The sequence below is a fragment of the Pseudomonas sp. LF-5 genome, from assembly GCF_037626295.1.
GTDB classification, from domain to species: Bacteria; Pseudomonadota; Gammaproteobacteria; order Pseudomonadales; family Pseudomonadaceae; genus Aquipseudomonas; species Aquipseudomonas monsensis.
The window spans coordinates 174950-197537 of the sequence record NZ_JARKMT010000008.1; the positions used below are offsets into that span (position 1 = coordinate 174950).

Genomic DNA, 22588 nt, shown 5'->3' on the forward strand with positions numbered 1-22588 from the left:
GTATCAGTCGACATTTTTGTCGTTTGACACACCGCATTCGTCGGATCGCCGCCCGGAGCCGGCTCGCTCCCACAGGTTTTTTAGTGCAGTTTCAGACGTGGCTCGGTGCCACGGCCAATCTTGCTGCCCAGCATCAGCATTGCCGTGCGGAACGGCCCGTACAGCGCCATCTGGTGCATGCGATACAGCGACACGTAAAACATCCGCGCGAGCCAGCCTTCGAGCATCACGCTACCGGTCAGGTTGCCCATCAAGTTACCCACGGCCGAGAAGCGCGAGAGCGAAATCAGCGAGCCGTAGTCGGTGTACTTGTACTCCGGCAAGGTTTTGCCTTCGATGCGCAGTTTCAGCGACTTGGCCAGCAGCGATGCCTGTTGGTGCGCGGCTTGCGCCCGTGGCGGTACGTTGCGGTCCGAACCCGGTTGTGGGCAGGCGGCGCAGTCACCGAAGGCGAAGATATTTTCGTCGCGGGTGGTCTGCAGGGTTGGCAGCACTTGCAGCTGGTTGATGCGATTGGTTTCCAGGCCGTCGATGTCCTTGAGGAAGCCCGGTGCACGAATGCCTGCTGCCCAGACTTTCAGACTGGCCTTGATCTCATTGCCATCGGCGGTGATCAGGCTGTCGGCGGTCACTTCACTGACCGAAGCGTTGGTCATCACGTTGACCCCGAGTTTCTCCAGCGTCTTGTGCACCGGCCCGCTGATACGCTCCGGCAGGGCAGGCAACACCCGTGGCCCGGCTTCGATCAGGGTGATGTGCATGTTTTCCGGTTTGATCCGGTCCAGGCCATACGCCGCCAGTTCATGGGCGGCGTTGTGCAGTTCGGCCGCCAGTTCGACGCCGGTGGCACCCGCGCCGACGATTGCCACGCTGATCTGCTCGATCACATCGGTTTGCCCGGCATGGGCGCGCAGGTAGTGGTTGAGCAGTTGCTGGTGGAAGCGCTCGGCCTGTTTGCGGGTGTCGAGGAACAGGCAATGCTGCGCCGCGCCCTGGGTGCCGAAGTCGTTGGTGGTGCTGCCGACGCTGATCACCAGCGAGTCGTATGCCACTTCACGGGCCGGGACCAGCTCTACGCCATTTTCGTCGTAGGTCGCTGCCAGCTGGATTTTCTTCTGCGCGCGATCGAGCCCGCTCATGCGCCCCAGCTGGAACTCGAAGTGGTTCCATTTTGCCTGAGCGACATAGTTGAGTTCGTCTTCGGAGGAGTTCAGCGATCCGGCGGCCACTTCGTGCAGCAGCGGTTTCCAGATGTGTGTCAGGTTCGCGTCGACCAGCATCACACTGGCCGTGCCGCGCTTGCCCAGAGTCTTACCCAGACGGGTAGCCAACTCCAGACCGCCGGCGCCGCCGCCGACAATAACAATACGATGGGACATAGGGATAACTCGCAAGGTTTTTAAAGGAAATCGGTGCGGTTACCCAAGCGAGCGCGAGGCAGCTCATAGCGTCAGGTAACTGATAAATCGGCTCAACAGGCCCAGACCAATGGTCACTGCCAGCACCAGCACCAGGAGCATCCACGGCCGGAAAGGCCGGCGCTCGACTCGGTGTTGGGACAGTTGCAGGTACTCTTCGACATGTTTCTGGTCTTCGGGGTTCAGGCGGCTGGTCATATTTGCCTCGTCAGGTAGACGTTGCTGAATGGGCAGAAGCTACAGCGGTTTTTATCCAGGGTTGAACGCAGCATAGCCGCTGTCCGGAACCGGCTCGACGCTCACCCGGTCTTCGAGGCGAATGATCCCGCTTTGTAGCACCCGCGCGGTAATTCCGCCATGCCCGCGCACCGCTTGAAAGGTGCCCGGACCGAGGTTGTTCTGCAGACGTGCGCACGGCTGGCACCAGCCCGTGGTTTCGAATATGGCCTGACCAATGCGAAAGCGCCGCCCTTTCAGGCTAAACAAATTGATTCCGCTGATGACGAGATTGCGCCGCAGATCTTCAGGCTTTACCGGATGATCGTCAGGGCGACCCATCAACGCGCTGATCACCGCCAGATGTTCCCACTGAATAAGCGTCACCTGTCGCGCGTTGCGCACACCGGGGCGCGCGTGATCGCCAGTCAATCCCGCTTCCAGCCGCGCCTCCACGGCATCGAGTTCGATCATCGGCCCGCGCGACTCGGGGCGCACACCAATCCAGCGGACGCACCCGGTCTGCGGTACATCGGCGATCAGTTGCTGAAGTGGCGTCACAGGCTGATTCCCACATCAAAGACAATGCTGCGACCGAGGTTGCTGCGCAGAAAGTCCGGCGCATCCGGGTGGGCGAACAACACACGGGCGAAGGTCGGGCCGACCAGGGACAGCGAGCGCCAGCCCTGACGCAGATACTCGGTAGGCGGTGGAAAATGGCTGTTCAAATCCAGTACTTCACGTTTGAGGCTGGCGAAGGCGATGATGTCCAGTTCGCCCAGATCCATGCCGCGTTCCTTGTAGTTGTGTGCTTTCTTGCGCAAGGTCGGTGCCAGTCGCAGCAGGAACTCGTTGGCCGGGATGCGTTTCGGCTTGGCTTCGCGGCGCACCAGCTGGCTCAGGGAAAAAGCGCTGCGTCGTCGCTGCAATTCATCGCGCCATTCGTCGTTGAGCCGGCGCCCCTCGTCGAGCACGAAGAACACCTCGAAATTGGCATCGCGAAACAGCACGTCCGGCGGCTCGCCGGCCGGGGCGAATTCGTCGGCGCGATAAGGAGTGTTCAAGCCTTGCAGCAGGCGCTGGCAGACCCAACGCTCACGCTCCCATTTGCGGGCATTGGACAGAAAGGCGTTGGCCTGCTCGGCCGCGATGGTCAGCAGGCGTAAATAATCTGAGTCATCCATACGCCAAGCTTAGCGTTCAAATGCGACAAGCTGAAAGCGTTACGCGGCAAAGTGCATCAGTGGGCAGTGGAGAAGGGCGGTGTAGACTCATGGAAATTGATTATTTACGCCAAACCGTGAGGACTCATCGTGAAATTTCGCTGGCTGCTGCTGTTTGCTCTTTTTCCGCTGTTTGCCCATGCACTCGAAACCGGCGAGCGTCTTGCTCCCTGGACGTTACTCGATCAGTACGAGCAACCCTTCACCCTCGACAACAGCACCACCACGCTGCTGGTGGCGCGGGATATGGACGGCGCCAAGCTGATCAAGGAGGCGTTGAAGGATCAGCCCAAGGGCTATCTGGAGGCCCGTCACGCGGTGTTCGTTGCCGATATCCAGCGCATGCCGGCGCTGATTGCCAGAATGTTTGCCGTACCGGCCATGCGCGACTACCACTATCGGGTCATGCTTGATCGAGAAGGCCGGGTTGCGTCGCGCTATCCCGGCGCGGAAGGCCAGGTGTTGTGGTTGCAACTCAAGGACGGTCGATTGCTCGCGCAACGTGAGTACGCCAACGCGAGCGACCTGCGCGAGGCACTGGAGAAGGCGCGCCCATGATCGGCGTCGAGGTGCTGGCGACTGAGAGTCTGATGCTGGGCTGGCTGATTTATCTGCCGGTGCTGCTTTGGGCGATCGTGCGGGCGCCGTGGGTCGAGTTGTTCAGCGACAGTCGGCGTCAGCATCTGCTGTTCGGCACCGTGTTTGCGTTGTTTCTGTTGTGGTTGATGCGCAGGGATTTCGACACGGGCGTGTCGTATCACTTCCTTGGCATGACGGCGGTGACGCTGCTGCTGGATTGGCCGCTGGCGATCGTCGGGGGGCTGGTGGCGCAAATCGGCCTGGTACTGCTCGGGCGTCAGGATCTCGCGGCGATGGGGGTCAATGGCGCCTTGTTCATTTTGCTGCCGGTGCTGGTTACCGAGTGCGTGGCGATCCTCGTCGAGCGTGCGCAGCCGCGCAATCCGTTCGTGTACATCTTCTGTTCCGGTTTTTTTGCCGCCGCGCTGTCAGCCCTGTTGTGCCTGATCCTGAGCCTGACGCTGCTGTGGTACGACGGCCTTTTCGCCATGCCGGAATGGCTGGAAGACTTCACCGGTTACCTGTGGCTGATCATTTTCCCCGAGGCGTTTATCAACGGCATGATCGTCAGTGCACTGGTGGTATTCAGCCCGGAATGGCTGGAGACCTTCAACCGCACCCGCTACCTTTCGGCGCCCTGGAAGGACGACGATTCGAAGTCTTGATCCACATCAAACCCGCTACGTGGGGGAAATTTCATGCTCGCGCAAATCCCTTCAGGAGCAGCAGCATGAGTGTTTACGAGTGGGCGAGGCAGGAAACCCGGCAGAGTCTGGAAGTGGCGCAGGAAGTTGGTTTCGACCCTGGGTTGAGCCTGCGCGCCTTGCTCAGTGCGGTGGTGCAACAGAGCAAGGCCGTGCGCAACGCCGAAGACCTGGCCGACGAGTTGCGCTTTCTTGCGGAAAACCTCGACGACGATCAGGACTACGGCTTTATGCGCCCCTGATCGAATCAGTGACGCGGGTCGAAATCACCGGAAAACAGTTCGTCCTCGGCATCCGGTGCGACCGGAATCTTGTGTTCTTCCGACGCCCAGGCGCCGAGGTCGATCAGCTTGCAGCGATCGGAGCAGAACGGGCGAAACTTGTTCTCAGGGGTGAATTCCACGGGGGCGCCGCAGGTCGGGCAGTCAACGGTTGGGGTCTGGCTCATGCTTGGCCTCCGGATAAAGTCAGGTAAAAGTGATGCAGGCGCTCGACCTCGCTGTGCAGCCAGGCGAGGTCGCGGTCGTTGACCACCACATCGTCGGCGCGGTTCACACGGTCTTCGCGGCTCGACTGAGCCTTGAGGATCGCCTGAACCTGCTGCTCGCTGGTCTGGTCACGCTGCAAGGTGCGTTCGATCTGCAATTGTTGCGGGGCGTCGATCACCAGGATGCGCTGCGTCATCGCGTATTGCCCGGATTCGATCAACAGCGGCGAAACCAGAATCGCGTAAGGCGATTTTGCCAGTGCCAGATGATGCGCGATTTCCTCGGCGATCAACGGATGCAGCAGGGCTTCGAGCCAGCGACGTTGCTCCGGCACTTCGAAGATGAGTTTGCGCAGGGCGGCGCGGTCCAGCGTGCCATCGGCCTGCAACACGCCGGGGCCGAAGTGTTCGGCAATCTTTGCCAGCGCTGGACGCCCCGGCTCAACTACCCAGCGTGCCGCGTGATCGGCGTCCACCACGTGGACACCCAGATCAATGAAGTGCTGGGCGGCAGCGCTTTTACCGCTGCCGATGCCACCGGTGAGGCCGAGAATCCAGGGTTTTTCCACAGGGGTATTCATTTCAAACCGACAAACTGCCAATAGAAGCCGGTTATTTGACCACCCCAGAGCAAGGCAATCCAGCCGGCAATGGCCAGATAGGGTCCGAAGGGGATCGGCGTCGAGGTTTTCTCGTCGCGCAACCGCAGCAAAATCACCCCGACAATCGCGCCGACCAGCGATGACAACAGGATCGTCAGCGGCAGAATCTGCCAGCCGCCCCACGCCCCGAGCAGCGCCAGCAGCTTGAAATCTCCGTGACCGATGCCGTCCTTGCCGGTCAGCAACTTGAACAGCCAGAACACCGACCACAGCGCCAGGTAACCGGCCACTGCTCCCCACAGCGCGTCGTGCAGCGGCACGAACAGGCTGAAACTGTTGACGATCAACCCCAGCCACATCAGCGGCAGCACCAGTACGTCGGGCAGCAGTTGATGTTCGGTGTCGATCAGGCTCATCGCCAGCAAGCCCCAGGTGAGGACGATCAACAGGGCGGCGGGCCAGCCGAAGCCCAGGTGCCAGGCAATGAACGCTGACAACAGACCGCACGCCAGTTCCATCAGCGGGTACCGTTTGCTGATGGACCCGCCGCACGCCGAGCAGCGCCCGCGCAGGCACAGATAGCTGACCAGCGGAATGTTTTCCCAGGCGCGGATCCGGTGCGCGCAATGCGGGCATTCAGAGTGCGGCAGCATCAGATTGTAAGTCGGCAGCGGCGATTCGCCGGGCAGACCGAGAACGTCCTGCGCCTGCTGGCGCCAATCGCGCTCGAGCATTTTCGGCAGACGCCAGACCAGCACATTGAGAAAACTGCCCACCACCAGACCCAATAGCAGGGCGGTGCACACAAAGGCCAGCGGATACAGACTGAAGAGTTCGTCGATAGGCATGTCAGATCGCTGAGCCGAGTTGGAAGATCGGCAGGTACATGGCCACCACCAGACCACCGACGATCACGCCGAGGACCACCATGATGAACGGCTCCATGAGGCTGGTGAGGTTGTCGACCATATTATCCACTTCGTCCTCATAAAAACCTGCGACCTTGTCGAGCATCTCGTCGAGCGCACCGGACTCTTCACCGATGGCGGTCATTTGCACGGCCATATTCGGAAAGACCCCGGTGGTGCGCATCGAGAAATTCAGTTGCATGCCGGTGGACACGTCCTGGCGAATGCGCAGCACTGCGCGTTTGAACACCACGTTGCCGGTGGCCCCGGCCACCGAATCGAGTGCTTCCACCAGCGGCACACCGGCGGCAAACGTGGTCGACAGGGTACGGGCGAAACGAGCGACAGCGGACTTGTACATCAACGTGCCCACCAACGGCAGTTTCAACAGCCAGGTGTCGCGACGGTCGCGCAACGCCTGGGATGTTTTCAAGGCATGGCGGGTACCGAAAAACGCTGCCACCAATGCCCCGAGAATCGCCCACCACCATTGCTGCATGAACTCCGAAAGGCTGATCACCATCAGCGTGAAGGCCGGCAGTTCGGCACCGAACCCGGAGAACACCGACTGGAATTGCGGCACCACTTTCACCAGCAGGATCCCGGTCACGACGGCCGCTACCAGTACCACGGCGGTCGGATAGGTCATGGCCTTCTTGATCTTGGCCTTGAGGCTTTCGCTTTTTTCCTTATAGGTGGCGACGCGATCGAGCAACGTATCGAGGGCGCCGGACTGCTCGCCGGCATCCACCAGGTTGCAATACAACTCGTCGAAATATTTCGGCTTCTTGCGCAGGGACGTGGCGAAGCTGTTGCCGGCCGCGACCTCCTGTTTGACCTCATCCACCAGTTTGCGCATGGCCGGGTTTTCGAAGCCTTCGCCAATGATGTCGAACGACTGCAGCAGCGGCACGCCGGCCTTCATCATCGTTGCCATCTGCCGGGTGAACAGGGCGATGTCCTGAGCCTTGATGCGTTTGCCGAAGCTCAACAGCGAGGCGGATTTCTTGCGTACCTTGCCGGGGTTGATGCCTTGCTTGCGCAATTGCGCCTTGATCAGTGCCGGGTTTTGCCCGCTCAGTTCACCGGTGACCTTGGTGCCTTTACGGTCCGTGCCTTCCCAGGCGTAGACGCTGATTTTTGCTGCCTTGACCGCCATGTTCAGTCCTTGGTGACCCGGTTGATTTCTTCAAGGCTGGTGATGCCTTGCATGGCCTTGCGCAGACCCGACGTGCGCAGGTTGTCGAAGCCGTCGCGGCGCATCTGGGTGTCGATTTCCAGCGAATTGCCTTCGGCCATGATCAGCCGTTGCAGCTCGGGGGTGTTTTTCACCACTTCATAAATCCCCACGCGTCCCTTGTAACCGCCGTTGCAGTGATCGCAACCGACCGGCTCATAGATCGTGAAACTGCCGATCTGTTCCGGTGGGAACCCTTCCTTGATCAGGGTTTCGCGGGGGATCTCGATCGGCTTCTTGCAATGACTGCACAATTTGCGCGCCAGGCGCTGGGCAATGATCAGGCTGACCGAGGTGGCGATGTTGAAACCGGGAATGCCCATGTTGTGCAGGCGCGTCAGGGTTTCTGCAGCGCTGTTGGTGTGCAGGGTCGAGAGCACCAGGTGACCGGTCTGCGCTGCCTTGATGGCGATCTCGGCGGTTTCCAGATCGCGGATCTCACCGACCATGATCACGTCCGGGTCCTGACGCAGAAACGAGCGCAGGGCCTGGGCAAAATCCAGGCCTTGTCTGGGATTGACGTTGACCTGGTTGATACCTTCCATGTTGATCTCCACCGGGTCTTCGGCGGTGGAAATATTGATGTCGACGGTATTGAGAATATTCAGGCCGGTGTACAGCGACACGGTTTTCCCTGACCCGGTCGGGCCTGTTACCAGGATCATGCCCTGTGGTTGCTTGAGCGCCGCCATGTACAGGTCTTTCTGCGCTGGCTCGTAACCCAGAGCATCTATGCCGATCTGCGCGCTGGACGGATCGAGGATCCGGATCACCACTTTTTCGCCCCACAGGGTCGGCAGGGTGTTGACCCGGAAATCAATCGACTTGCTCTTCGACAGGCGCATCTTGATCCGCCCGTCCTGAGGTTTGCGCCGCTCCGAGATGTCGAGACTGGCCATGACTTTCAGGCGTGCGGCGATGCGCCCGGCCAGTTGAATCGGTGGCTTGGCCACCTCGCGCAGAATGCCGTCGGTGCGCACCCGCACCCGGTAGTTCTTTTCGTAGGGCTCGAAGTGCAGGTCGGAAGAGCCGCTCTTGATCGCATCGAGCAACATCTTGTGAACGAAGCGCACCACTGGCGCATCGTCGGCGTCGAGCCCACCGATGGCGTCCTGCTTGCTGTCGTCGATGGACTCGACATCGAGGCCGTCGAGATCGACATCGGCCATGTCTTCCAGGCCACTGGCATGGGTATCGAAGAACTTTTCGATGGCATCGGTGAGCTTGTCGTCCTCGACCAGAATCGCTTCGGTGCTCAACCCGGTGCTGAACTGGATATCGTTGATCGCTTGATGATTGCTCGGGTCGGAAATGCCCACGAACAGTTTGTTGCCACGCCGCCACAGCGGCAGGGCGTGGTGCTGGCGTACCAGTTTTTCGCTGACCAGCCCTTTGGGCTGGGTTTCCTTGTCGAGGCAATTGAGGTCGAGGAACGCCATGCCGAAATGCTCGGAAGCGATCTCGGCCACCTGTGAGCTTTTCACCAGTTTGTTCTGTACCAGATAACTGACCAGCGACAGGCGATTGCGCTGGGCCTGTTGCCAGGCTTGCTGGGCGCTTGTTTCCGTCAACAGTTGCGCCTGCACCAGTTGCTTGGCCAGACCGCTCAGAGCGATGTCATTCATGGGGATTCCGCACGCTTGCCGTTCATGACTTATAGCCTAGTCAAGTGACAGCGCCAAACACGGCCGGCGCAGGTGACAAAAAGTGTCAGATAGTGCGGTTGCAGGCTGTAGGAAATGGCGTTGCAGGCGCTTCGCGTCGAATGAACGGGGCTTTGCAGGCATTGGCATGGCCTATGCTCCGTCCCTTGCAGATCATGAGAATTCGACTCATGCATGGAGCGTGTCTATGAAAAAACAACAAGGTTTCACTCTGATCGAGTTGCTGATCGTGGTAGCGATCATCGGGATTCTGGCGACCATCGCCTTGCCGCAGTACACCAAGTATCAGGCGCGGTCGAAGGTGACGGCGGGGCTGGCGGAAATCAGTGCGCTGAAGGTGCCTTTCGAGGACACCATCAATCAGGGGACTGACCCTACACTGACACTCGTTGCGGGTGCCGCGACCGTTACGACCTCCAATTGCGCCGTCACTGCGTCGGGCACCGCGTCCACTGGTGCGGGGACAATCGTCTGCACGATCAAAAACGCGCCAGGCCCTGTGCTGGATAAAACCATCACACTCACTCGCTCCTCCGGCACCGGTGCGGGCGTATGGTCTTGCGGTACGACCGTTGCACCGGACTATTCGCCAAAAGGCTGTACTGCCAGCGGTACCTGAGTTGTCGATGGACTGCCAAATGCCCCGCAAAGCGGGGCATTTTTCTTGGTGCAGCACTTCTCAAAAGTTTCAATAATTTCAGCGTCTTAGGAACTTTTCAGAAAACCGCAACTTGCATGCGATTTATCGGTGAGTCATGCAAATTGCATGAATCCGGAAAATCGTAGAATCGGCAACTTATTGATTTATATGGTTTTTTATCATTTGCAAAAGTTGGCACAGCGTTCGCAACTACCTTGGTAACCCTGCTGACAAGACAACCAGCAGACTTTCCAGAAAAACAGGAGTTACTCGTATGAAGAAGTTCGCTATCACTGCCGCTGCTGCTACCGCGCTGACCCTGACCATGGCTTCCGGTGCATTCGCACAATCCACTCAGGCTACCCAGGCTCCAATGACTCTGGCTGCCGGTGAAGTCACCCAGGCTAAAGAAGCTACTTCTGACACTTGGATCACTACCAAAGTCAAAGCTGACCTGGTCACCGAAAAAGGCATTCCAGGTACTGACATCAAAGTAGAAACCAACAAAGGCGTTGTATCGCTGTCGTCGACTACTGCTGTCACTGAATCGCAGAAAGACGTTGCTGTTGCGATCGCCAAGAAAATCAAAGGCGTCAAAGCGGTCTCCGCTGACGGCCTGAAAGCCGAGTAAGGCATGACTTCTCGCCTGAACCGGGAGAAGACGCGACAGACGGGCCGAGTAATACGTCTGCCGCAACTTTAGAGTTCATGCGAACGGTCACACGGATGTGACCATTGCGGGCCCCGGCACTTGTGTCGGGGCCTGTTCTATTTCAGGAGCACCACAAAATAGCTGTAGGCGTGAGCAGGCTCACTCCTGCAAGGGCAACCGGTGCGGCTTAGTTACCGCGCTTGCTGTTGATCTGCCGCAGGCGATTGCCTTCAAAGCGCAGGTACTGGTACATGCCGTTGCTCGGGCCGTAGGTCCATTCCTCGACCTGAAACTCTTCGCGGCGATTGGCGCTGCGCTTGTAGCCGAGGGCATCGCGGCTGATCGGCTCGCCACACTTCTGCAGCACTTCGCTGGCGCGGTCGCCGAGGCTGACCAGCTGGCTGCCGCAGCGCAAAGTGTCGGACGCCGAGGCATGGCCCACAGCGAACGTCAGTAGCAAAGCGGGTAGCCACTTGATGTTCATCATTCGGCATCCAGGTGCATTTGCGTCACGACCCGGCCATCGCTTTCGGCTTCGCCCAGGTTGGCGTCGATGAAGTAAACGCGGTCGTCCGCCAGTTGGCCTTTGTCGACGAGGTAATCCTTGATACTGCTGGCGCGGTCCTGGCCCAGTTGACGCAGCAGTACATCACTTGCGCCCCAGAACGTGATCAAGCCTGCACGCATCTTCGCCGTGCGTTCTTCCTTGCCCAGATCCTTCCATTCGGCAGGCGGCTGGGTTTTCAGACGCGTGCGGTAGATGCCTTCGAGCAACGGACCTTTCTCGCCGTCCGGTACTTGCAGGAGCGACGCCTGAGCCGGCACCTTGTCGCCGCGGCGCTGGAGCATCTTGTAGTAGTTGTACTGGTATTCGCGTTCCAGCCGTTGCTCGGCAAGCAGCGGGCCGTCGCTGCTTTTGGCAGCGGTGCCTTCGATTTCCAGGCGCAGGGCCGGGCGTTCCTTGAGCGCCTTGGCCAACTTCTCCAGTGCAGCTTCGGCATCCTTGCTCAGTTCACTGGAGCCCGGCGCGAAGGACACGGTGCCGAGGTCTTCGGAACTGCCACCGCTGATCAGCCCGCCAATCATCTTGAACGGCGCCGCAGCGGCTTTGACAATCAGATTGCGCAAGGTCTGCCAGACAATCGGCATCACGCTGAACTGTGGATTGTTCAGGTCGCCGGTCACCGGCAGTTCGATGGAAATCTTGCCATCGACGTCCTTGAGCAAGGCGATCGCCAGTTTCAACGGCAGGCTCACGGCATCCGGACTGTCGACTTTTTCACCCAGTTGTAGCTGTTCGACCACCACTTTGTTCTCGGCCTTGAGCTGGCCCTTGGTGATCAGGTAATGCAGGTCTAGGTTGAGCCGGCCCTTGCGGATGCGGTAGCCGGCGAACTTGCCGGAGTAGGGCGTCAGGGTGGTCAGCTCGACCCGTTTGAAGCTGGTGGCGATGTCGAGGCTGGCCATCGGGTCGAACGGGTTGACCGCCCCTTTGATGGTGACCGGTGCATAGCGGTCGACCTTGCCTTTGATGTCGACGCTGGCCGGTTTGGCCTGGCGACTGTCGATGGTGCCGATCTGGCCATTGAGCTGTTGAATCGCGGTGGCGAAATTCGGCGTCAGGCTGAAGTCGGCGAAGTTGGCTGAACCGTCATTGATGGCGATACCGCCGATGTGAATGCCCAGCGGTTTGGCGTTGCCGGCCGGTTTGGCAGCGGTGCCTTTCGTCCCGCTGTCGGCGGGCTGCGGGATCAGCAGGTCGTCGATGTTGGTCGTGCGATCGTCGTTGATCATGAACCGCGCATAGGGCTGGAACAGGTTGACCTTGTCGATCGACAGGTTGTCGCCGTGTTGATAGTTCAGGCCTTCGACCACCACTTGTTGCCACTTGAGGAAGTCGCGGGTTTTCAGTGTGTCGAGGGTGTGCAACTGATCTATCTGCGCACGTCCGGTCACGCTGAGGGCCAGCGGCTCGGTGCTCTTGAGGTTGACCTTCAGATCACTGCCGAGCATGCCGCTGCGCAGTTCGAGGCGAATGAATGGATTGATGTAGGACTGGGCGACGCGCAGGTCGATGTCCTGGGTTTTGACATTGAGCTGCGCGGTGACCGGGGCGAGATTGACGGTGCCGTCGGCCGTGATCTTGCCTTGTTTGCCCAGGCCGCTGTCGAGTTTGAGCTTGAAGGGCGAACCGTTGAGGCTGTCGAAATCCTGCAGATCGACATTCAGCGGCGTGACATCCAGGGCCACCGCCGGCTTTGCTGAACGGTCGGCGAGGTGGACCGTGTAGTTACGCAATTGCACGTCTTTGAGCAGCACTTGCCAGGGCTTGCTCGGTGCCGGCGTTGCTTTCGGCGAGTCGGCGGCTGCCGGGGTATTGGCAGGTTCCGCTGCCGCTTTGGCAGCTGGCCTGGAGGGTTGGCTGGCGAACAGTTTCTGCCAGTCCAGTTGACCGTCGGCTTCGAGCGCGGCCCAGGTTTCCAGTTTGTTGCTGCGGATTTTGCCGACCACCACTTGCTGTCTGGCCAGGTCGATCGAGGTTTCGCTGACATCGAGGCGTTCAAGTCTTGCCAGCGGGCGTCCGTCCGGTGCCTTGATCGCGAACGGCGCAATGCTCACTGTTACGTCGTTCAGCAGCAGTTCGGTTTCTTTCGACAGATTGAGTTTGTACGTGGTGCTGAGGCTGAGCACACCGTCTTCGAGCACCAGCGGTACGGCGTCACGCACGTAGGGCCAGAAGGCTTTCATCTTGCCGTCGGTGATTTTCAGTGTCCCTTCGGAGGTGAACGGGATCAGGCTGAAGTTGCCCTTCCAGTCGATCTGCCCACCCGCCGGGCCGACCGCTACGAGCGTCATGTCGGCATTGTCTTCGGGCAGGGTGCTGAGGTTCTTCAGTTCGAAGTCGAGCTTGTCGTAGAGGAACTCGATCGGCTCGCTCGGCCGGGCGTCCTCGAAATGCACATTGCCACCGGCCAGCTGGATGCGGTCGATGCGCAGCGGGAACGGCTTGGCGTTCGGGTCGGCCGGGGTCGGTTCGCTGGCGGGGAGTTTGAACAGGCCCAGCAGGTTCAGCTGACCGTCTTTGGCGAAGAGGATTTCGGTCTTGGGTTTGTCCAGTTCGATGTCGGCCAGGTGCAGCGCTTTGGTCCACAGGCTGTCGAGTTGCAGGTTGGCGTAGAGCCGCTCGAAACCAACCTGTTCCTTGCCCGGCTCACCGATGACCAGGCCCCACACTGTCACTTCAAGGCTGAACGGATTGAGTTCGATGCGCTGGATATGCGCAGGCAGCGTGGCGTAGTGGGCCAGTTGCTGGTTGGCCACGCGCAGGGCGATGCCCGGCAAAATCAGAAACCCCAGCAAGCTGTAGAGGGCCAGAGCGGTCAACAAGGCGCCAATCGCGCGAATCAATCCTTTGGGCATGTGCGGCTTCATCTGTCTGAATCGGAGTGCCTTGGAGTATGGCACGCGATTCCGGTTCCGAAGTACATCCGAGGGCGCAGGATTGTTCAGATTGTTCTGTAGGATTAAACCCCATGAAGGAGCGAGCCTGCTCCCTCATTGGACAGTTGTTAACCGCAGGGAAGGGTTACAACTGCAGGATCAGGGTTTTCAGCGGCGGTTGCTGGTCCATTGACGGGAAGTCGGCGCCGGGGGGCATGACGCTCCATTCGCGTACCGGGCGTCCGGCTTTCTCGGCACAGCGCAGCACTTGCTCGCGCCAGTCGGCCATGCTGACTTTCGCCAGGTTGTTGCAGCAGATCAGCACGCCGTTGTCGGCGGTGGTCAACAGGGCCGGCTTGAGCAGGCTCTGATAGTCGCGCAGCAGGTCGACGGTGCCGAACGCACTCTTGGCCCACGCCGGCGGATCGAGCAGCACCAGATCGTACTGACGCTGTTCGAGGCGCTGGTAGCTCGGCAGTTTCTGTCCGCGTCGCTGGCTGACCGGCAGACCGGCGAGCTGGCGGATCGCCGGGAAGTAGTCGGACTGGATGAACTCCATCTGCGGCAACTGCGGATTGAGCAGACCGTTTTCGCGGCCGACCGCCAGATTGCCTTCGGCGAAATCCAGATTGCACACCTCACGCGCGCCACCGGCGGCGGCACTCAGGCCAACGCCGCAGGTGTAGGCGAACAGGTTGAGCACGCTTTTGCCCCTGGCGTGATCCTTGACCCAGCCGCGGGTGTTGCGCAGGTCGAGGAACAGCAGCGGGTCCTGCCCGGCATGCCGCCCGCGGACACGGTAGTTCAGGCCCCATTCGTGACCGACCAGATCGGCCAGCGCGGCGTCGTCGGCACGATAGACCGGGTCTTCGCGATCAATCCGCGAATTGCCCCGGGAGCGGTCGTTGTAGACCAGCAGGGTTTCCAGGCCCAGGGCCTGGTTGACCAGAGCGTGCAGTTGCAGCAGGTCGTCACGTTCCAGCGTCTGGTGAAAGCTCTGCACCAGCAGTTGCGGGCCGTAGCGGTCGATGGTCAAGCCGCCGGCGCCCTCCTGGCTGCCGTGGAACAGCCGATAGCAATCGGTGCCCTGGCCATGCAGCTCAGTGAGCAAGTCTTGACGTTGGTCGAGGGCGGCGCGCAGCGCCTGATTCAAGGAAGACATGCGGGCGCCTTGCTGGAGGGAATTGGGGCGCGGGAGTTTAGCAGTTACTGGGCTTCAAGCTCCAAGCTTCAAGCCTTAAGCTCAAATCTTGCAGCTTGCAGCTTGCAGCTTGCAGCTTGCAGCTTGCAGCTTGCAGCTTGCAGCTCCGGGCATCAGGTCAGAATTCCCATGCGCCGCTGTGCCCGTTGTACTGAACCATTGCGCATCGCCCAGCGCAGCATCGGTGCGCTGCGTCTGACGCTGGCGCGAATCAGTTGCCGTTGCACCGAACTCTGGCGGACGTCGAGCATGTCGCTGGCCCAGTCCGGCAGCAGGTCGATGCCGGCCTTCATCATCAGATCGCCAAAGGGCCGCGCCAACAGGCTGGGGGCCGGTGCCGCGAGCAGCAGGCGCAGCACTTCACGACTGCGCTCGTCGCACAGTAATTGTGGGCGCATGCCTTGCAGGTAATCGGCCACAGCCTGTCGGGACTTCGGTACGTCGCGGGCGCCAAGGCGTTCGGCGACCACAGCGATTTCCGCGTAATAACGATCCTGATCGGCCCACGACAGTTGCGGGTTGCGGTAACGCAAATGCGCGGCGAGGAAGTTGCTGACTTCCGCCACGTGCACCCACGTCAGCAAGTCCGGATCGCTCGCCGCGTAGGGCCGGCCGTCCGGCGCGGTGCCGACCACCTGCAGGTGGATGGTGCGCACTTTTTCGATCAGCCAGTCGGCGTCCCGACGCGAGCCGAACGTGGTGCCGGACACGAACTGACTGGTTCGGCGCAAACGCCCGAGCATGTCCTGGCGAAAGTTCGAGTGATCCCAGACGCCGGCCAGCGCCAGGGGATGCAAGGCTTGCAGCAACAGCGCGCTGATGCCGCCAATCAGCATGCTGCTGAAGTCGCCATGCACCTGCCAGCTGACTGAGTCGGGGCCGAACAGGCCGGGATCACCCTTGGGGTTTTCCAGGTCGAGCTGACCGAGAGACAGGCCGGTCAGGCTCATGAGTTGGTGTTCGATACGGCTGCGGATGAATTCCATGACCACTCTGTGCACAGGGACGGGCGCGGCCGGTTGACCGCGCCTGGCAGGTTACTGATTGAGGCGCTTGTCGATCAGGCCTTGCACCACACTCGGGTCGGCCAGGGTCGAGGTGTCGCCGAGGCTGTCGAGTTCGTTGCAGGCGATCTTGCGCAGGATGCGGCGCATGATCTTGCCTGAACGGGTTTTCGGCAAGGCCGGCGCCCACTGGATCAGATCCGGCTTGGCGAAGCTGCCGATTTCCTTACTGACGTGGGCGAGCAGTTCTTTCTTCAGTTCATCGCTCGGCTCGGCACCATTCATTGGCGTGACGAAGGCGTAGATGCCCTGACCTTTGACGTCATGGGGATAACCGACCACCGCCGCCTCGGCGATGCTGTTGTGCAGCACCAGTGCGCTTTCGACTTCGGCGGTGCCGATGCGGTGCCCGGACACGTTGATCACATCGTCGATGCGCCCGGTGATCCAGTAATCGCCATCCTCGTCGCGGCGCGCGCCGTCACCGGTGAAGTAGTAACCGGGGTAGGGTTTGAAGTAGGTGTCGACCATGCGTTGCGGATCACCGTAGACGCTGCGGATCTGTGCGGGCCAGCTGGACTTGATCGCCAGCACGCCGCTGCCGGCACCCTTGATTTCCTTGCCGTGTTCATCGAGCAGCACCGGTTGCACGCCGAACATCGGTTGCGTGGCGCAGCCGGGTTTGATCCGTTGGGCGCTGACCAGGGGGCTGAGCATGATGCCGCCGGTTTCGGTCTGCCACCAGGTATCGACGATCGGGCAGCGCTGTTCGCCGACCACGTTGAAATACCATTCCCACGCTTCCGGGTTGATGGGCTCGCCGACGCTGCCGAGTAATCGCAGACTCTGGCGCGACGTTTCCTTCAACGGTTCGGCACCTTCGCGCATCAGGGCGCGCAGGGCGGTCGGCGCCGTGTAGAAGATGTTGACCTTGTGCTTGTCGATCACTTGCCAGAAGCGCGAGCTGTTCGGGTAGCTCGGTACACCTTCGAATATCAGCGTGGTCGCGCCATTGGCCAGCGGGCCGTAAACGATGTAGCTGTGGCCGGTGACCCAGCCGACGTCAGCGGTGCACCAGAACACTTCGCCCTCGCGGTAGTCGAGCACGTACTTGAAGGTCATCGCTGCTTGCAGCAGGTAACCGCCGGTGGTGTGCAGCACGCCTTTGGGTTTGCCGGTGCTGCCCGAGGTGTAGAGGATGAATAGCGGATCTTCGGCGTCCATCGGCTCTGGCGCGCAGTCGTCGCTGACGTCACGCACGGCCTGGTGATACCAGAGGTCGCGGCCCTCGACCCAATCGACTTTGCCTTGCGTGCGCTCGACCACCACGACGGTGCTGACGTCGGGGCAATTTTGCAGGGCTTTGTCGACGTTCTGTTTCAATGGTACGAACTTGCCGCCGCGCACGCCTTCATCGGCGGTGATCACCGTGCGGCAGTCGGCATCGAGAATGCGGTCACGTAATGAATCGGGGGAAAATCCACCGAACACCACCGAGTGGATGGCGCCGATCCGCGCGCACGCGAGCATGGCGTAGGCGGCTTCGGGGATCATTGGCATGTAGATGCACACCCGGTCGCCTTTCTTCACGCCACGACTTTTCAGCACGTTGGCCAGACGGCAGACATGGTGGTGCAGTTTCTTGTAGGTGATTTGCGCCGATTCGGCCGGGTCGTCGCCTTCCCAGAGAATCGCGGTCTGCTCGCCGCGTCGGGCGAGGTGGCGGTCGATGCAGTTGTAACTGACATTCAGCTGGCCGCCGGCAAACCAGGACGCTTCGCCGGTTTTCAGGTCATAGCGCTGAACGGTCTGCCACGGCGTGCTCCAGTCGAGGAAGCGCGTGGCCTGTTCGGCCCAGAAGGTCGTGGGGTGTTCAATGGATTCGCGGTACAGACGCTTGTAGTCGTCCTGACTCAACTGCGCAGCCCGGCGGACGGCATCGGCTTTGGGGAACGTGCTGATATCGAACATGACGGTTCCTTATTCTTGTTGTGCACAGGAATAAAGATGCGCCGAGAGGGCCAAGGGTTCAAGCCGGATCAGGAATCTGATGGCTGAAGGGGTCCAAAATAACTGTGGGAGCGAGCTTGCTCGCGAAGGCGTCACGCCAGCCAACAAAGGTGTCGACTGACAGATTGCATTCGCGAGCAAGCTCGCTCCCACAGGGAACAGCGTTGGCCCGAAGGCCTTGATCAGCCGCGGTGACGACCGCGGAAGTAATTGATCAGGCCTTGGGTGGAGGCGTCGTCAGCGGTGGTTTCATCGCTGCCGACCAGACGGTTGTAAACGCCTTTGCCCAGTTCCTTGCCCAGTTCCACACCCCACTGGTCGAAGGCGTTGATGCCCCAGACCACGCTCTGCACGAACACTTTGTGCTCATACATGGCGACCAGCGCGCCGAGACGACGCGGGCTGATGCGTTCGACCACGAGGGTGTTGCTCGGACGGTTGCCCGGGATCACCTTGTGCGGTGCGAGCTTGTGCACCTGCTCTTCGCTCATGCCCTTTTCGCGCAGTTCGGCTTCGGCTTCCGGCAGGGTCTTGCCGAGCATCAGCGCCTGGCTCTGCGACAGGCAGTTGGCGTACAGCCATTGATGGTGGTCGGACACCGGGTTGAAGCTGACGATCGGCACAATGAAGTCGGCCGGAATCAGTTGGGTGCCCTGGTGCAGCAACTGGTGGTAGGCGTGCTGACCGTTGCAGCCGACGCCGCCCCAGATCACCGGACCGGTATCGGTCGACACCGAGGTGCCGTCCTGACGCACGCTCTTGCCGTTGGACTCCATGTCCAGCTGTTGCAAGTGCTTGGTGATGTTGCGCAGGTAGTGGTCGTACGGCAGGATCGCGTGGCTCTGCGCGCCCCAGAAGTTGCCGTACCACACGCCGAGCAGGGCCAGCAGTACCGGCATGTTCTGTTCGAACGGCGCGGTCTGGAAATGCTGGTCCATGGTGTAGGCACCGGACAGCAGTTCCTTGAAGTTGGACATGCCGATGGCCAGGGCGATCGGTAAGCCGATGGCCGACCACAGCGAGTAACGCCCGCCGACCCAGTCCCACATCGGGAAGATGTTTTCTTCACGGATGCCGAACGCGACCGCCGCGGCGTTGTTGCTTGATACCGCGATGAAGTGACGATACAGCTCGGCTTCCGAACCACCCTGCGCCAGATACCAGGCGCGTGCGGCCTGGGCGTTCTTCAGGGTCTCGAGGGTGTTGAAGGATTTCGACGAGACGATGAACAGCGTGGTTTCGGCGCGCAGCTTTTGCGTCAGCTCGTGGAACTCACTGCCGTCGATGTTCGCCAGGTAGTGGCAGCGCACGCCTTTCTGCGCGTAGGACAACAGCGCTTCGGAGACCAGCTCGGGGCCGAGGAACGAACCACCGATGCCGATGTTGACCACGTCGGTGATCGGCTTCTCGGTGTAACCACGCCACAGGCCATCGTGGATGCGGCCGACCAGATCGGTGATCTGGTTCAGCACCTTGTGCACTTCCGGCATCACGTTGACGCCGTTGACCGACAGCTTGTCGCCCACCGGGCGGCGCAGGGCGGTGTGCAGGGCGGGGCGGCCTTCGGAGGCGTTGACGATTTCGCCGTCGAACAGCGCTTTGATCGCGCCCTTCAGATCGACTTCATTGGCCAGGCCCACGAGCAGATTGCGGGTCTCGGCGTTGATCAAATTCTTCGAATAATCGAGAAACAGTCCGCAGCTGCTGAGGGTGAACTGGTTGAAACGCTGCGGATCGGCGTTGAAGGCTTCGCGCATGCTGAAATCCTGCATGGCTTGGCGGTGGTCTTTCAACGCTTGCCAGGCGGGCAGAGCGGTAACGTCATGAGGAGTGCGGTAGTACGCCATCGCTGCGGTTTTCCTTTTTACTTGAACGGCCTTTTGAACACTGAACAGACCGCCACACCCTGTTGAGGCGCGGGGTCAAACTGCGTCGACACGATTTATTGGCGCAGGGCGAATACAGTAAACCTCACGCCGCGATCTGTCTTGACTTTGTCTGACCTGTTTCCGGTACTTTTTTAACATCGGGGTTAGAAACCGTCCGACAAACGGAAGCGGTGCACTGCCGATCAGGCGACCTGCACCGGAATGGCGTTGCTGGTGTGGCTCAGTTCATTGCCCGGCGCCATGTAGAGCATGCGCGGCTTGAAATGCACCAGTTCCGCTTCGCTGTAGTGCGCGTATGCGCAAATTATCACGCGGTCGCCGACCCTGGCCTTGTGCGCGGCAGCGCCGTTGACCGAGATCATCCGTGAACCCTCTTCGCCACGGATGGCGTAGGTGGTGAAACGCTCGCCGTTGTCGATGTTGTAAATCTGGATCTGCTCGTATTCCCGGATGCCGGACAAGTCCAGCCATTCGCCATCAATGGCGCATGAGCCTTCGTAATCGAGCACCGCGTGAGTGACTTCGGCGCGGTGCAGCTTGGCCTTGAGCATGATGGCGTGCATGAGGGATTTCCCGGGTTGGAATCGAACGGCGGGCAGTGTGCCCGAAGGCTTTGGGGGCGGCAATATGGCTTGAAATGCAATTTTCAGGACGCTGAAAACACTGCAGGAGTGAGCTTGCTGGCGATAACGGACTGACATTCAACAATGATGCTGAATGTCAGGTCCTCATCGCGAGCAGGCTCACTCCTACAGGGGGTATTGCGGTGCTTTTCAGGCCGGGATATCGAGGTTCAGGTGCAGGTTGTCGATCAACCGTGTGGTGCCGAGGAACGCTGCTACCAGAATCACCAGATCGCGGTCTTCGGCCGTGGCCGGACGCAAACTGAGGGCGTGGCGGATTTCCAGGTAGTCCGGGCGCAGGCCAGCCGCTTCCAGCTGTTTCAACTGCGCGCCGATCAGCGCCGGGAAATCTCGCTCCCCCTGTTTGATCGACTCGGCCATCGTGCTCAGGGCGCGATAGACCGCCGGTGCCACGGCGCGCTGTTCTTCGCTGAGGAAACCGTTACGCGACGACAGCGCCAGGCCGTCAGCGGCGCGAACGGTCGGCTCGCCGATGATCTGGATCGGCATATTCAGGTCATGCACCAAGGCGCGGATCACCGCCAGTTGCTGGTAATCCTTCTGGCCGAAAATCGCCAGATCCGGCTGGACCATGTTGAACAGCTTGCTGACCACCGTTGCCACACCTTCGAAGTGCCCCGGACGGCTGGCGCCGCACAGGCCTTCGGACAATTGCGGAACGCTGACCCGGGTCTGCCCGGCCATGCCGTCGGGGTACATCTCTTCAACGGTGGGGGCGAACAGCAGGTCGCAACCGGCTTCGAGCAGTTTTTCCTGATCCGCCGCGAGGGTGCGCGGGTATTTGTCGAGGTCTTCGCCGGCGCCGAACTGCAGCGGATTGACGAAGATGCTCGCGACCACGAAATCCACGCGTTGGGTGGCTTTGGTGATCAGTGCGACGTGGCCGCTGTGCAGGTTGCCCATGGTCGGCACGAAGCCGATGCGCTTGCCTTCACTGCGGGCGCGGGCCACGGCAGCGCGCAGTTCGCGTACGGTTTTTACGGTGTTCATGCAGAGAATCCGTGTTCGATGCCTGGGAACGTGACAGCTTTGACTTCGTTAACGTAAGCCTTCAGGGCTGACTGGATACTGTCCTGACCGTGCATGAAGTTCTTCACGAACTTCGGTACGCGGCCAGTGATCGACAGGCCGAGCATGTCGTGCAGCACCAGAACCTGGCCATCGGTGGCGTTACCGGCACCGATGCCGATGACCGGGATTTTCACCGCCTGGCTGATTTCGGCGGCCAATTCGCTTGGCACGCATTCGAGCAGCAACATCGCTGCACCTGCCTGTTCCAGCGAGATCGCGTCGGCACGCATCTGCCGCGCCTGGTTCTCGTTGCGGCCCTGCACTTTATAGCCGCCGAGAATGTTGACCGCTTGCGGGGTCAGGCCCATGTGCGCGCAAACCGGCACACCGCGTTCGGCCAGCAGGCGGATCGACTCGGCGAGCCACAACTGACCTTCGACCTTGACCATGTGCGCGCCGGCCTGCATCAGCATGGCACTGTTGGTCAGGGTCTGTTCGACGGTGGCGTTGGCCATGAAAGGCAGGTCGGCCAGGATCAGCGCGTCGGTGTTGCCGCGTTTGACGCAGGCGGTGTGATAGGCCATTTCTGCGGTGGTCACGGGCAAAGTGCTGTCGTGACCCTGCAGAACCATGCCGAGGGAGTCGCCCACCAGCAGCACTTCGACACCGGCCTCGTTGCAGGCGTGGGCGAAGGTCGCGTCATAGCAGGTCAGCATGGTGATCTTTTCACCTTTCTGCTTGAGGCTCTGGAGCGTGGTCAGGGTGATGGCTGGCATGTAAAAAATCCTCGTTCAGGCGCTCTGGAAACTACTGCGAGTAACGCGCGTGATTCGTCATCTACTCAGGCGCACGGTCTTTTGTCGTGCTTATAAGGCCTGGCTTGCGCCCGTATGTGCCGGGTTGGCGGCAGCGGGACGCCTATAGTCGTGATGAGCCAACCGGAAGTCAATTGTGTGTGTTACCGCATTGTTACGAGGGGAGTGTTACCGGCGTTACTGATGCGATTCAGCGGCGCGGCGGGGCTGATTCGCGGGTTTTTTGTCCGACAATAAATCTGG

At 60.4% G+C, this 22588-nt stretch carries 23 protein-coding genes; 5 read left to right on the forward strand and 18 right to left on the reverse strand.

Translation table 11 applies throughout. The features are described 5' to 3' along the window. Positions 1–80: 80 nt before the first annotated feature. The 4 genes from PseuLF5_RS21390 to PseuLF5_RS21405 all read right to left on the reverse strand — a co-directional run bounded on the left by PseuLF5_RS21390 (position 81) and on the right by PseuLF5_RS21405 (position 2818). Positions 81–1379 (reverse strand): NAD(P)/FAD-dependent oxidoreductase, encoded by a 1299-nt coding sequence (locus PseuLF5_RS21390; protein WP_186747896.1) that lies wholly within the window; start codon positions 1377–1379, stop codon positions 81–83. 63 nt (positions 1380–1442) lie between these two features. Further along, positions 1443–1616, reverse strand: a complete 174-nt coding sequence (locus PseuLF5_RS21395) for a DUF3094 domain-containing protein (protein WP_007909875.1) — start codon at positions 1614–1616, stop codon at positions 1443–1445. A gap of 51 nt (positions 1617–1667) precedes the next feature. Next, entirely contained in the window at positions 1668–2195 is a 528-nt protein-coding gene (locus tag PseuLF5_RS21400; RefSeq protein ID WP_128616129.1) for an MOSC domain-containing protein, read from the reverse strand. Further along, positions 2192–2818 (reverse strand): DUF1780 domain-containing protein, encoded by a 627-nt coding sequence (locus PseuLF5_RS21405; protein ID WP_340134721.1) that lies wholly within the window; start codon positions 2816–2818, stop codon positions 2192–2194. The genes PseuLF5_RS21400 and PseuLF5_RS21405 overlap by 4 nt, the downstream gene beginning before the upstream one ends. A 129-nt stretch (positions 2819–2947) precedes the next feature. Between PseuLF5_RS21405 and PseuLF5_RS21410 the strand changes: the two genes are divergently transcribed. From PseuLF5_RS21410 to PseuLF5_RS21420, 3 genes are all read left to right on the forward strand, one after another. Continuing rightward, entirely contained in the window at positions 2948–3415 is a 468-nt protein-coding gene (locus PseuLF5_RS21410) for an FAD/FMN-containing dehydrogenase (protein ID WP_128616128.1), read from the forward strand. After that, positions 3412–4101, forward strand: a complete 690-nt coding sequence (locus tag PseuLF5_RS21415) for an energy-coupling factor ABC transporter permease (RefSeq protein ID WP_340134722.1) — start codon at positions 3412–3414, stop codon at positions 4099–4101. Before PseuLF5_RS21410 ends, PseuLF5_RS21415 begins: the two co-directional genes overlap by 4 nt. Positions 4102–4166: 65 nt before the next feature. Next, the gene (locus PseuLF5_RS21420; protein WP_123464064.1) at positions 4167–4382 is read left to right on the forward strand and encodes a hypothetical protein; all 216 of its coding nucleotides are present in this window, start codon (positions 4167–4169) and stop codon (positions 4380–4382) included. 5 nt (positions 4383–4387) lie between these two features. On the opposite strand, the gene yacG is transcribed toward PseuLF5_RS21420, so the two are convergent. Genes yacG through pilB form a run of 5 tightly spaced genes read right to left on the reverse strand, consistent with a single transcriptional unit; the run spans position 4388 to position 8999 of the window. After that, the gene (gene yacG, locus PseuLF5_RS21425; protein WP_340134723.1) at positions 4388–4588 is read right to left on the reverse strand and encodes a DNA gyrase inhibitor YacG; all 201 of its coding nucleotides are present in this window, start codon (positions 4586–4588) and stop codon (positions 4388–4390) included. Continuing rightward, positions 4585–5208 (reverse strand): dephospho-CoA kinase, encoded by a 624-nt coding sequence (gene coaE / locus PseuLF5_RS21430; RefSeq protein WP_123464068.1) that lies wholly within the window; start codon positions 5206–5208, stop codon positions 4585–4587. The genes yacG and coaE overlap by 4 nt, the downstream gene beginning before the upstream one ends. Further along, positions 5205–6077: a prepilin peptidase gene (locus tag PseuLF5_RS21435; protein WP_340134724.1), complete on the reverse strand. Its 873-nt coding sequence runs from the start codon at positions 6075–6077 to the stop codon at positions 5205–5207. Before PseuLF5_RS21435 ends, coaE begins: the two co-directional genes overlap by 4 nt. Position 6078: 1 nt before the next feature. Further along, on the reverse strand, positions 6079–7296 hold the full coding sequence (locus PseuLF5_RS21440; RefSeq protein ID WP_123464072.1) for a type II secretion system F family protein: 1218 nt from the start codon (positions 7294–7296) through the stop codon (positions 6079–6081). Between the two features lie 2 nt (positions 7297–7298). Then, entirely contained in the window at positions 7299–8999 is a 1701-nt protein-coding gene (pilB, locus tag PseuLF5_RS21445) for a type IV-A pilus assembly ATPase PilB (RefSeq protein WP_267804881.1), read from the reverse strand. 226 nt (positions 9000–9225) lie between these two features. Here pilB and PseuLF5_RS21450 point away from each other — a divergent pair, with 226 nt between their 5' ends. Together PseuLF5_RS21450 and PseuLF5_RS21455 are read left to right on the forward strand one after the other, a co-directional pair. Next, complete coding sequence (locus PseuLF5_RS21450) at positions 9226–9657, forward strand: pilin (RefSeq protein ID WP_123464076.1); 432 nt, start codon at positions 9226–9228, stop codon at positions 9655–9657. Positions 9658–9952: 295 nt separating this feature from the next. Beyond that, positions 9953–10309, forward strand: a complete 357-nt coding sequence (locus PseuLF5_RS21455; RefSeq protein ID WP_047600285.1) for a BON domain-containing protein — start codon at positions 9953–9955, stop codon at positions 10307–10309. 208 nt (positions 10310–10517) lie between these two features. Here the strand turns inward: PseuLF5_RS21455 and PseuLF5_RS21460 are convergent, their stop codons facing one another. From PseuLF5_RS21460 to panB, 9 genes are all read right to left on the reverse strand, one after another. Beyond that, complete coding sequence (locus PseuLF5_RS21460) at positions 10518–10814, reverse strand: DUF2845 domain-containing protein (protein WP_336348240.1); 297 nt, start codon at positions 10812–10814, stop codon at positions 10518–10520. Then, complete coding sequence (locus tag PseuLF5_RS21465) at positions 10814–13762, reverse strand: DUF748 domain-containing protein (protein ID WP_336348230.1); 2949 nt, start codon at positions 13760–13762, stop codon at positions 10814–10816. The genes PseuLF5_RS21460 and PseuLF5_RS21465 overlap by 1 nt, the downstream gene beginning before the upstream one ends. Before the next feature lie 154 nt (positions 13763–13916). Continuing rightward, the gene (locus PseuLF5_RS21470; RefSeq protein WP_340134725.1) at positions 13917–14933 is read right to left on the reverse strand and encodes a class I SAM-dependent rRNA methyltransferase; all 1017 of its coding nucleotides are present in this window, start codon (positions 14931–14933) and stop codon (positions 13917–13919) included. Between the two features lie 152 nt (positions 14934–15085). Further along, on the reverse strand, positions 15086–15958 hold the full coding sequence (locus tag PseuLF5_RS21475) for an oxygenase MpaB family protein (RefSeq protein ID WP_186747907.1): 873 nt from the start codon (positions 15956–15958) through the stop codon (positions 15086–15088). 51 nt (positions 15959–16009) lie between these two features. Next, positions 16010–17947 carry an acetate--CoA ligase gene (acs, locus tag PseuLF5_RS21480; RefSeq protein WP_340134726.1) on the reverse strand — a complete coding sequence of 646 codons (1938 nt, stop codon included), beginning with the start codon at positions 17945–17947 and terminating at the stop codon, positions 16010–16012. Between the two features lie 221 nt (positions 17948–18168). After that, positions 18169–19833: a glucose-6-phosphate isomerase gene (pgi, locus tag PseuLF5_RS21485; RefSeq protein WP_123464087.1), complete on the reverse strand. Its 1665-nt coding sequence runs from the start codon at positions 19831–19833 to the stop codon at positions 18169–18171. Positions 19834–20057: 224 nt separating this feature from the next. Beyond that, positions 20058–20438, reverse strand: a complete 381-nt coding sequence (gene panD, locus PseuLF5_RS21490) for an aspartate 1-decarboxylase (protein ID WP_340134727.1) — start codon at positions 20436–20438, stop codon at positions 20058–20060. 210 nt (positions 20439–20648) lie between these two features. Then, on the reverse strand, positions 20649–21509 hold the full coding sequence (panC, locus tag PseuLF5_RS21495) for a pantoate--beta-alanine ligase (RefSeq protein WP_340134728.1): 861 nt from the start codon (positions 21507–21509) through the stop codon (positions 20649–20651). After that, positions 21506–22306 carry a 3-methyl-2-oxobutanoate hydroxymethyltransferase gene (gene panB, locus PseuLF5_RS21500; RefSeq protein ID WP_222834287.1) on the reverse strand — a complete coding sequence of 267 codons (801 nt, stop codon included), beginning with the start codon at positions 22304–22306 and terminating at the stop codon, positions 21506–21508. The genes panC and panB overlap by 4 nt, the downstream gene beginning before the upstream one ends. Positions 22307–22588 lie beyond the last annotated feature (282 nt).